General features: G+C 42.1%; 7 protein-coding genes. All 7 read left to right on the top strand.

The genetic code is table 11. The features are described 5' to 3' along the window. Position 1 precedes the first annotated feature (1 nt). The 7 genes from B3317_RS16385 (at position 2) to B3317_RS16355 (ending at position 12,063) form a co-directional block, all read left to right on the top strand. Positions 2-1,018: a TlpA disulfide reductase family protein gene (locus B3317_RS16385; protein ID WP_291113577.1), complete on the top strand. Its 1,017-nt coding sequence runs from the start codon at positions 2-4 to the stop codon at positions 1,016-1,018. Positions 1,019-1,031: 13 nt separating this feature from the next. Beyond that, positions 1,032-4,172: a SusC/RagA family TonB-linked outer membrane protein gene (locus B3317_RS16380; protein ID WP_291113574.1), complete on the top strand. Its 3,141-nt coding sequence runs from the start codon at positions 1,032-1,034 to the stop codon at positions 4,170-4,172. Positions 4,173-4,300: 128 nt separating this feature from the next. Further along, positions 4,301-5,782, top strand: a complete 1,482-nt coding sequence (locus B3317_RS16375; RefSeq protein WP_291113571.1) for a RagB/SusD family nutrient uptake outer membrane protein — start codon at positions 4,301-4,303, stop codon at positions 5,780-5,782. A 2-nt stretch (positions 5,783-5,784) separates the two neighbouring features. Continuing rightward, positions 5,785-6,771, top strand: coding sequence for a TlpA disulfide reductase family protein (locus B3317_RS16370; protein ID WP_291113567.1), 987 nt, complete (start codon positions 5,785-5,787; stop codon positions 6,769-6,771). Positions 6,772-6,789: 18 nt separating this feature from the next. Next, positions 6,790-9,333, top strand: a complete 2,544-nt coding sequence (locus tag B3317_RS16365) for a M14 family zinc carboxypeptidase (protein ID WP_291113563.1) — start codon at positions 6,790-6,792, stop codon at positions 9,331-9,333. Positions 9,334-9,374: 41 nt separating this feature from the next. Next, the gene (locus B3317_RS16360) at positions 9,375-10,832 is read left to right on the top strand and encodes an amidohydrolase (protein WP_291113560.1); all 1,458 of its coding nucleotides are present in this window, start codon (positions 9,375-9,377) and stop codon (positions 10,830-10,832) included. 49 nt (positions 10,833-10,881) lie between these two features. After that, positions 10,882-12,063: a cation:dicarboxylate symporter family transporter gene (locus B3317_RS16355; RefSeq protein WP_291113557.1), complete on the top strand. Its 1,182-nt coding sequence runs from the start codon at positions 10,882-10,884 to the stop codon at positions 12,061-12,063. Positions 12,064-12,252: the final 189 nt, after the last annotated feature.

The following is a 12,252-nucleotide window of genomic DNA, read 5'->3' as shown; positions in this document are numbered from 1 at the left end:
AATGAGAACAAATAAGTTTTACAAATATACTCTTGCGGCTATCTTCCTGATTACTATTATTACAGCTTGCAGCAAGAATCCGAATAAACTGGATTTATCCGGAACGGTAAATAATGTGACTACGGGTAAAATATATCTGCAACAGTATATAAATAAATCATTCGTCACCATCGATTCCACTAATATTATAAGTGGAAGATTCAAATTCAATACAGAGACCAAACTACCGGAGATATACGGTTTATCCCTATATGGTTCCGGCGAGAATCCATTCGATTCATATATTTTGTTTCTGGATAATAATCCGATCAAAGTAGAATTCGACACTATCAATGAGTTTGAAAAAACGATAGTGACTGGCTCGAAAGAACATGACTTATATCTGGAACTCAGGGCTCAGAAAAAAGCAAATATTAATGATATAATAAAAGAGCATCCATCGTCTATTGCAGCTTTGTACATACTATACAGGTACTACTCTTACCGGTTGTCACCGGAAGAAATCAATGCGAATATAGAATTGCTGGACCCCTCTCTTAAAAACAGCGATTATGTGAGAGTGCTTACAGAGCTTGCAAATACTTTAAGTAAAGTTTCCATTGGCCATAAAGCTCCGGATTTTAGCGCTACTAATCTGGAGGGAAAGAGTGTAAAATTATCGGATTATCTGGGAACACGCTATGTCTTGATTGATTTCTGGGCTTCGTGGTGTGCGCCTTGCCGCAAAGAAAATCCTAATCTGGTAAAAGCATATGAAAAATACGGGGCTAAAGATCTTGAAATAATAGGTGTTTCTTTAGATAACGCGACCGCTCCGTGGAAAAAAGCCATAGCGGCTGATGGCCTTACCTGGCCTCAACTGATAGATGAGAATGCATGGGCTGGAGAAGGAGTGAAGAATTATGGGGTAAGGCTTATCCCGGCAAATTTTCTTATAGACAAAGAAGGGAATATTGTTGCCAAAAATTTAAAAGGGGAAGAACTTGAAAAAACATTAAACAATTTATTGAATAAATAAGCTCAAATAAAAGATGAAGAATATTTCTGTTTATATTTTACTTTTTCTGCTTTTCTTTTCTTTTTCGGCAAAGGGACAAACGCTGATTAGAGGAAAAGTATTGGATGAGCGCAGCGGAATTCCCGTATCAGGGGCTCTGATAAAAGTTAAGTCGACCAACAATGCTGTTCAGGCAGATTATGATGGTAAATTTCAGTTATCGGAGAACAAGCCGTTCCCAATCACTCTTCTTATTTCATTTCTGGGCTTTAAAACGCAGGAAATAGATGTTTATGAATCCGGCGAAGAAATTACAATCTCGCTTTCGGAAAATCAGAATGTACTTGATGAAGTTGTAGTTGTCGGTTACGGAACAGCTAAAAAATCCAGCTACACCGGGGCTGTTGCTGTTATCGGTAATAAAGATATAGGAAAATTACAAATAACGAATATCAGCAAGGCCTTGCAAGGAGCTATTCCCGGACTTCAATCCGTATCGTCGGCCGGACAGCCCGGAAGCGATGCTGCCATCTTTTTGCGGGGAGTAGGATCTGTTAATGCATCCAGCACTCCTTTGTATGTAGTGGACGGAGCACCATTTGCAGGTAGTATAAGTGCCATTAATGCAAATGATATACAGTCTATATCGGTACTGAAAGATGCTACTGCAAGTGCTTTATATGGTTCCCGTGGAGCAAATGGCGTTATTATCATTAGTACCAAACAAGGTGTATCTAACCAGAAGCCGACGGTTGCATTCTCATCCTCTATCGGATTTACCTCAAGGGCGATTAAGGATTACAAAACGCTTACAACTAAAGAATACTATGAATTGCAATGGGAGGCTATTCGCAATAATCAATTGGATCAAGGCAAGTCGGCCGAAAATGCTGCTTTATATGCATCAGCCGAACTGGTGGGTTCATTAAAGATAAATCCATTCGGCTCACAATATCCGCAGCCGGTGGGTACTGATGGAAAAATAGTGGCCGGGGCTGAACCGTTATGGAACGATAGTTGGGCTGACGCCTTATCCCGCACCGGTATACGGCAACAATATGATTTGAGTGTGAACGGGGGAAGCGATAATTCTAAATACTTCGTTTCGGGAGGCTACCTGAATGAAAAAGGTTTTATAATAGGCTCCGATTTCGAACGGTTCAATACCCGTGCAAATGTGACTTCTACAGTCAACAAATGGTTAGAGACCGGCTTCGGAATCTCTGCTTCTACAAGTAAACAGAGTGCTCCTCCCCAAACAGATAGCAGTCAGGGGAACTTCGCCAATTTCCAACGTTTGGTCGCGGATATATACCCGGTCTATGAACGGAATGCAGATGGCTCGTATGTACTTGACGCGAATGGTGACAAAATCTACGATTATGGTAATTACCGTCCGAGTTCGGCAGCGACAGGAAACAATCTTTTAGGCAGTTCCAAATATAACACATATGACAACAAACAAGATATAGTTTCAGTCAGGGCAAATGCAACTATTACATTTCTGGAAGGTTTAAAGTGGAAAAATAGTGTCAATGCAGATTACAATGCACGTACCAATCATTCATATACCAATCCTGCTTATGGCTCCGGCATCAGCAACGGGGGTTCTGTAAGCAAAGGCTCCAGTAGGGCTATTGGCTATACGGTGAATAGTTTTCTGGATTATACATTCAACGTCAAAGACAGGCATTTTATAAATATACTTGCAGGCCCCGAAGTATATGTTTATAACGTATCCTCTTTGTCGGGAAGCCGTAGTAACTTCGGTTTTCTCGATAAAGAAGAACCAGCAGCCGCTTCATTATTAAACAGCTTTACCGGAGCAGCGGATAACTATAAATTAGCAAGTTATTTAGGTAAAATAGATTATGATTATCTGCATCGTTACTATTTATCGGCTAGCTTTCGCCGCGATGGTTCATCACGATTCAGCAAAGATTCGCGCTGGGGTAATTTCTGGTCGGTAGGTGCTTCGTGGAATGCGAAATCAGAAGATTTCCTGGCTCCTGTAAAATGGATAAACAATCTGACCGTCCGTACAAGTTATGGTGCGCAAGGGAATGATAATCTCGGTACTTATTACGCCTATCAGGATTTATACTCTATTTACAATAGTTTAGGACAAGCGGGATTGATCAGCTCGAGACTCCCAACTCCGGATTTGAAATGGGAAACAAACCTTAACCTCAATTTCGGTGTTGATTTTGCCGCGTTTGATAACAGGCTGGTGGCATCAGTAGATATATATGAACGCAAATCAAAGGATCTTTTATTTAGCCGGCCGCTTGCTCCATCGCAAGGATTCGGACAAATAGATGCAAATATAGGAGCATTGCGTAACAGGGGGATCGAAGGGCAAATACAAGTTGTGCCTCTACGAAACAAAGAATTCAGATGGGACGTAAGCCTTAATTTCGGACATTATAAGAATAAAATAACAGAACTTCCTCAAAAAGAGATTATCGCAGGAACTGTCGGACAATTGGGATCTACAAAAAAGATGGTTGTCGGAGGCTCTGTCTATGATTTCTTTATCCGCGAATGGGCAGGTGTTAATCCCGAAAATGGCGATGCCCTGTGGTATAAGAATGAATATACGACGGATGCGAATGGAAATAAAGTGATATCGGGACGCACTACAACGAATGTGTATGCGGATGCCGATCAATATTTTCAGGGAAGTTCATTGCCGGATATATATGGCGGTATAACGAATACATTTACATACAAACAATTTGAGTTGTCTTTCCTTCTGTCATACAGCATTGGAGGTAAAGTCCTCGATCTCGACGAAGTGATGATTGCCCATACTGGCAACAATCAGGGCCGGACATGGACAAAAGAAGCTTTGACCAGGTGGACGCCAGAGAACCGCAATACCAATTATCCTCGCCTTACGACTACAACTACAAACTGGAACTCGATATCCTCGCGTTTCTTGTATGATGCTACATATGCACGTCTGAAAAATCTGAATCTTACTTACAATCTTCCTGCATCCGTATTGTCACATGCAAAACTGAAACAGGTGAAACTGAGAGCTAATGCAGAGAATCTTCTGACATTTTTCGGACATAAAGGAATGGATCCGGAACAGGCCGTAGATGGTGTTACATTTTACCGTTATCCTGCTCAAAAGTCATTTTCGTTAGGGATAGATATAACGTTTTAATGCATAACAATAATAAGTAACAGAAGATATTTAAAGATAGATTTTCGAACGGTAACTTACATGAGTTGTTATACTTACCAAAGTAAGAAATAGGTCTGAGACCTTAATCAGTAAAATAAAGGACAATTATGAAATCAAAATTGATTATATATATACTATCTGTTTCATCGGTACTATTTGTTTCCTGCAGCGACAGCTTTTTTGAAACGTCGCCATCGGGAGACCTGACCGGAAGTGAAACATATTCTACGACATCTAATATAAATGCAGTAGTCAACGGGACTTTGCGTTATCTGATGGAGAATGCCACATCGCAGGATAATCCGGGGTATGGCGCAATACTACTCACACAGGAAGTGATGGGGGAAGATGCTATAGCCCGTGACGGAGTTTATGGATACAGGGACTCTTATCCTTATCGTGACCCGTATGATAATACAACACGCCGCGCTCTTTTCTTCTGGACATTGCAATATAAAATAATTGATAATGCAAATAATATTATTGCAAAAGTAGATGCAGCACAAGGTACGGATGAAGAAAAGAAGTATTTGAAGGGACAAGCTTATGCGCTGCGTGCTTTTGTTTACCTCAACCTCGTTCGCCAGTATCAGTTCACATACTTAAAGGATAAGAACGCTAAAGCAGTCCCTATATATACAGAGCCGACTGTGCCAAGCTCCGTTCCTAATCCGAAAGCTACGGTTGAAGAGGTTTATGAACGTGTAATTTCCGATCTCACAGAAGCAGAGAAATTACTCACCGGATTCAAGCGTTCGGTAAAAAACCGTCCCGATATTAATGTAGTAAGAGGTCTTTTTGCAAGAACTTATCTGACAACAGGACAATGGGAACTGGCTGCAGAATATGCGGCTGAAGCCCGAAGCGGCTATCCGGTAATGGAAGCGAGCCAATATACACTAGGCTTCAATGACGTAAGTAATGTGGAATGGATATGGGGACATCCTCAAACAGCCGATCAGAATTTGGGAGGAGCCTCGTATTTCGCGTATCTCGATGTAACGCCGGCTACCGGCTACCGGAGTATTATGCCTGATCCGAATTTCAGGAAATTATTTAACCCCCAAGACGTACGATTCTCATTGTTTGAGCTTGTTACGAAAGAGTCCGACCCGATGTATCGCTGGTATAAGTACAAGAAATTTGTCAATAAATCAGATCAGTCCGGTCATATTCCATTAATGCGTTCATCAGAAATGGTACTTATAGAAGCTGAAGGAAAAGCCCGCAACCATGATCTTACCGGAGCCGCAAAAGCATTGAATGAATTACGTGTAAAAAGAAATCTGGAAGAGGTTTTGGCTTCGGATTATACGGAGAGTCAATTGATAGACGAAATTCTGGTCGAACGTCGCCGCGAACTTTGGGGTGAAGGATTTCGTCTCCCCGATATTCTACGTCTGCAGATAGCCCCCGATAGAAGAGAATCAACAGAAACATACACTCTCCCGACAGGGGACGTAATAGCCATAAAGGGCCATTATGTATGGACATTTCCTGATAAAACGGCATTAGTTCCGAATAGTCCGTACTATCTGTTTCCTGTTCCGGTAAATGAAATTAATAATAATCCCAACTTAAATAACTGAAAATGAAGAAGTATATCCTATCAATATTAATATCTCTGGTTGCATTTTCCTGTGGGACCGGAGAACCTGAGGGACTATCCTTAAATGGTAACGTGGAAGGGATTTCGGAGGGAAAAGTATATTTGCAGAAGTTTGAAAATAAAATGTATCGCGTAATAGATTCAGCTGAAGTTATAGACGGACAATTCAGTTTTTCGAAAAATGTGCAATTGCCGGAAATATATGGATTGACATTAGATACGGCCAAAGGCTCATTACTCCTGTTCCTCGACAAAAATCCTGTTGTTGTAAAACTGGATTCATCATCCTATTACCGTAATAGCGTAGTCACGGGTTCCGCACTTCAGGACTTGTTTGTCGCTTATAAAAAAGAGAGAGGGGTCAAGATAGATGAATTTATTAAAGCAAATCCTAAATCGCTGGTTTCAGCATATGCTCTATATCGGGATTTTTCGTACAGATTATCTCCTGATGAAATCAAGGCAAATATCCAATTGCTCGATTCTTCATTGTGGAAAACTCCTTATGTGCAGGTGCTCGAAGAGTTGACGAAAACATTGGAGGCAGTTTCTGTCGGGAAACACGCTCCGGACTTTACGGCTAAAGATACTGACGGAAATCAGGTAAAGCTATCCGATCATTTGGGAAAAGGATATCTTCTTATCGATTTTTGGGCATCCTGGTGTGGCCCTTGCCGGAGAGAAAATCCAAATGTTGTAAAAGTGTATAATGAGTATAAAGGAAAAGGCTTTGATGTTTTTGCGGTCTCGCTGGATAAAGGTAAAGAAGCCTGGGTGGCAGCTATAAAAAAAGATAACCTGACATGGACACATGTTTCAGACCTTCTGTATTGGGATAGTGAGCCAGCTAAGTTGTACGGGGTAAGGGCAATCCCATCCAATCTGCTTGTAGATAAGGATGGGGTGATAGTCGCTAAAAATATAAGAGGTGAAGAATTGGGTAAGACACTGAAGGATTTACTGAACTAATCAGAATAAAAGGGCGTTATGAAGACCATTATAATCAGTTTTTTTTCTTTATTTTTATTGGTGGCAACAGGTATCAAAGCTGAAAAAATCACATGTTTTTTCGATCCGTCCATCCAGTTCGATAGCAAAATACCTTCTCCTGAAGAATTTCTCGGGTATGAAATAGGTAGTCGTATAACAGAGCATTATAAGATAAATGCTTATTTTGAGAAACTCGCTTCCCTCTCTGACCGCGTTTCGTTGGTGGAGATAGGCCGGACATACGAAAACCGTAAGCTGTATGTGCTGATTGTTTCTTCCCCTGAGAATATCCGGAATATAGACAAATACAAAGAGATCCGTCAGCAAGCCCGAAAAGGGGAGAAGCCGGATACTCCGTTAATTGTTTTTCTGGGAAGTACCGTTCATGGGAATGAGGCTTCGGGTTCGGAGGCAGCTTTATTGTCTGCATATTACTACGTGGCCGCTCAAAACGATTTTGTAAAAGAACAGCTCGAAAATGGAATTTACTTTATTGATCCGGTTCGTAATCCTGACGGACAAGAGCGGTTCGTATCCTGGGTAAATTCGAATACAAGTATAACCAATTATAATACATCGCAGTATGACAGGGAACATACTGAAGGATGGCCGCGCGGAAGAGGAAATCACTATTGGTTCGACCTGAACCGCGACTGGGTTAATATTGTCCATCCCGAAAGCAAAGCCCGGGTTGCACATTATCAGGATTGGTTACCGCATGTACAGGCCGATCATCATGAGATGGGTACAAATAGCACATTCTTTTTCGAACCCACTGATCCGGACGGAAATGAGAGCCGCTTTGTTCCGCAAACCACTTATAAGTTGAACCGTTTATTTGCTGATTATTATTCAAAGGCTTTGGATAAAATCGGTTCGTTTTATTATACGAAAGAGTCTTACGATAATAAGAATCCAACCTTCGGGTCTACATACCCTGATTATAATGGGGCTGTGGGTATTTTATTCGAACAAGGTTCTTCGAGAGGCATACATCAGGAATCTGAGAATGGGATCGTTACATTTGCATTTACTGTACGAAACCAACTGGTGTCGAGTATTGCGACAGTGGATGCCGCTAATGCTAATAAAAACAGCTTATTCGACTTGCAGAAAGAATTTTTCGATGCATCGCGTACAGGAAAAGACAGTTCCAAGTCATTTATAGTAGGAGATAGTTATGATATTTCGCGTTTGCGTAAGTTTGTTCAGTTGTTACTGGACCACCGCCTCGAAGTATATGAAAATCAGGAGGACATAACGGTGGATAAGGCAAAATACGAAAAAGGGAAATCATACATTGTTCCACTCGGGCAACCCAACAGTGCGTTAGTCAATATCATATTTGATGAAACCAAAGATTATACCGATCCGTCCAAACTGGGTTACGGCGCGGGATTTTCGGTCGCTTACTCATCCGGCCTGTCGTATGCTTCCATAACAAAAGCTGTTCGCGGAGCCAAGGTTGAGAAACTGGAGAAATCTGCAAATACATCATTCTCTACATCACAGTATGCCTATATCGTAGATTACAGGGATTCGCATAGCCAGCATCTGCTTTTCCAATTATTAGCAAAAAACATTCTTGTAAAGACATCATTCAGCCCTTTTTCCGTACAAACAGAGAATGGAACCAAAGATTTCTCTTATGGAAGTCTTCTTATTCCTGTCAGCAACCAGACTATAAGCCCGGATGAATTATATGCCACATTACAGAAATTGGCGGTCGCCTCAGACGTGGAAATAATACCCGTCTCTACAGGCTATAGTGTAAAAGGAGTGGATCTGGGCAGTAGCGCTTTCCGCACAGTGGAACGGCCGAAGGTGCTGGTTGTCACCGGAGGCAATATATCTTCTACCGAGGCCGGAGAAGTCTGGCATCTCTTCGACCAGAAACTGAATTATCAGTTAACCCGTGCTGATTACAACATATTTCCCAGAATTCCATTGAACAGCTTTAACCGGATTGTATTGGCAGGTGGCGATTATTCATTTCTCGGGAAACAGGGAATCCAGGATTTGCAAAACTGGGTGCGCAACGGAGGAACATTGATTACAATCAACTCTGCTTCGAGATGGGCGGTAAATAATGGAATAAGTGCAGCACAATTACAGAAATTGAAGACCGATTCTCTCCAGCAAAAACAATCAGAACAACAATTTCCACAGGAGAGAGACAGAATTCCGACATCGGTATTCGAAACAAAGATAAACCTGAAGCATCCTTTAGCGTTTGGGTTAACGAATGAGTCTTTACCTGTTACTCGTGAGAGTAGCCTCTTTCTGGCTCCGTCGAAGAATCTGTCAGCTACGGTATCAGTCTATTCAGATACCCCGCTCCTGAATGGATATATCTCCGCTTCACAGTTAAGCAATCTGAAAGGATCGGCTTCGATAATAGCAGAAAGACAAGGCTCCGGAAATATTGTATTATTCGCTGAAGACCCGCTTTTCAGAGGTATTTGGGATGCCACTACCCGCACCTTTGTTAACGCTGTTGTTTTCGGAAATAATATAAATGCATACAATAGCTTCAGATAAAACAGATCAGGCCTATATTGATATAAAACGAAAGAAATAAAATGAAAAAAGTATTGTTGGTAATAGCACTGACAACATTAGCTGTCACTGTATTTGCGCAGAAAATTAAAAAGAATGCTCCATTGAACAATGTGTCCGTTAACTATCTGGACAAGTCTTTCTCTGTGTATGATAAACTACAGAAAACGATATGGCGTAATCCTGAACTGGGTTTTCTCGAAACGGAAAGTTCAGCTTTGCTACAAAACCATCTCAAAGAGAATGAATTTACAGTTCAGGCCGGAGTTGCCGGCATGCCTACCGCATTTGTCGCCACTTACGGATCAGGGTATCCTGTGATAGCTGTACTGGCCGAATTCGATGCTTTGCCCGGGTTATCGCAGGATACAGTCCCTTATCGTAAACCTTTGGTCGAAGGAGGGAGCGGCCACGGTTGCGGTCACAATACATTCGGAGTAGGAGCAGTCGCAGGGGCTGTCGCTATAAAACAATGGCTTGATTCAGAAAAACACACAGGTACAATCAAAGTATTCGGTACACCTGCCGAAGAAGGAGGAGGCGGTAAAGTTTACATGGTACGGGACGGATTGTTTAATGACGTAGATGTCGTCCTTGACTGGCATCCTTCTACCGGGAATGGTGTTACAACCGATACGGGAACAGCCATACAAATGATAGACTACAGCTTCTTTGGAGTAGCCGCTCATGCCGCGGCAAGTCCTGATAAGGGCCGGTCTGCCTTAGACGGCGTAGAAGCACTCAATTATATGGTCAATCTTTTGCGCGAACATGTACCGATGTCATCCCGGATACATTACGTTATAGCCGATGGAGGCGAAGCCCCGAATGTAGTACCCGATTATGCCAGGGTGTCCTATTACATACGGAGTCCGAAAAGGGAGATTCTCAAAGACCTTGTGGAATGGATAGGGCAGGCAGCCGAAGGTGCAGCCTTAGGGACACAGACAAAAGTTAAGTCTGAAATTGTATCCGGTTTTTATGAGCGTCTGAATAACCGCAAACTGTCGGAACTGGTACAGCGTAAACTCGAGGTAGTGGGTGGTGTGCATTATGACGCACGTGAAAAGGCCTTTGCCGAGGAAATAGTAAAGGGACTGAATAAAGATATCAGCATACTGAAAGATGCCGAATCGGTGAAGCCTCTGGAAGAAGAAAAACCTTCGCTGGGAGGTGGCTCGTCGGATGTGGGTGATGTTAGCTGGGTAGTTCCTACCGTAAGTTTCAATACGGCGACCTTTGTACCGGGAAGTGCGGGGCATAGCTGGCAAAATGTGGCGGCGGGAGGTTCTACTATAGGAACAAAATCGCTGATAAATACAGCTAAAGTGTTCAGCCTTTCGGCTATAGAATTATACACAAATCCCGGATTGGTAAAGGAGATAAGAGAAGAATTCGATACCCGTAGGGGAGCTGGCTTTAAGTATGTACCGCTACTGGGAGACCGGAAGCCGGCACTCGATTACAGAGTGAAGAAATAATCGTGATCTGTAATGTTTTAAAAGAATAAATTATTCAAAGTGTATCTGCATGAGAAAATTATTATCAAACACCACACTGAGGCTTTTGCTGGGTGTTCTGGGGGGTGTGGTACTCGGACTCTTTGCTTCTGAATCTTTAATCGCGGTTGTATTACCTATCAAACATATTCTTGGGCAAGTTATCTTTTTCCTTATACCTCTTATCATTTTCGGATTTATTACCCCATCTATAACTCGTCTCAAGAAGAACGCGTCGAGGTTACTCGGGAGTTCTTTGTTGCTGGCCTATGTGTCGTGTATCGGAAGTGCTTCACTGGCAGCCTTTGTGGGGTATAAGATAATTCCGCTACTTGATATAGTTCCGGTCAAAGAAGCGACAAACAGCCTTCCCGAAATGCTTTTTCGCCTGGATATACCTCCTTTGATGCCCATATTAAGCGCTTTGGTATTTGCTTTTTTACTGGGGCTGTCTGTCATATGGACCAAAGCTGTGAAAATAGAAGGGGCCTTATATGAGTTTCAGGATCTGATCTTTGCGATGGTAAAGAAAATCCTGATTCCGATACTTCCTTTCTTTATTGCTGCTAATTTCAGTATTTTGGCATACGAAGGTGCATTGGCATCCAGACTGCCTGTATTCCTTGCTATTTTAGTAATAACAGTGCTTTGTCACCTGATATGGATAAGTTTTCTTTATATTTCTTCGGGGCTGTATGCCCGCGTAAATCCCTGGAAAGTACTCAAATATTACGGACCGGTGGCATTGACTGCATTGGGAACACAATCATCGGCGGCCAGCCTGGGAGTCGCCATAGAGCAAACAAAGAAATGTCCTGAGTTAAAACCGGAAATAAGAGATTTTGCCATACCACTGTTTGGTAATATCCACTTTCCGGGTTCTATCCTCGATGTGGTATTCCTGTCCCTTGCCGTCTCTCAATTATTATACGGGACTATGCCGGATATAACTCAGATACTCATTTTTATTCCGTTACTTGGTATTTTTGCGATAGCTGCTCCGGGGTTGCCCGGAGGAACTCTTATTACTTCTTTAGGTCTGATACATGCTGTCTTGGGGATAGATGATGCGGGAGCAGCTCTGATGATAACGATTTTTGCTCTTCTCGATAGTTTCGGGACTACCCATAATATAACCAGCGACGGAGCTCTCACGCTTGCCTTATCAACTTACACCGATAAAAAGAATCTAAGTCCGGATTTACCGGAATAAGCACCTCTATATGAGAATGAGGTTATTCAAGTATTAACTAATATAAAAAGACTCTATGAAAAATTTTATTACCATTAAGGCCTTCTCCATACCCGGAGGGGAACATGAGGAACAAAGGAATTTGTCCCGGTTTTATTCTCTACATGTATTATCATCCATAGATCAATGTCCGGCTTCTTGTTTTCACAT

This window comes from Dysgonomonas sp. UBA7710, assembly GCF_002482385.1.
Lineage (GTDB): Bacteria > Bacteroidota > Bacteroidia > Bacteroidales > Dysgonomonadaceae > Dysgonomonas.
The sequence above is the reverse complement of the archived record's forward strand: the minus strand, read 5'-3'. Positions and strand labels throughout refer to the sequence as shown.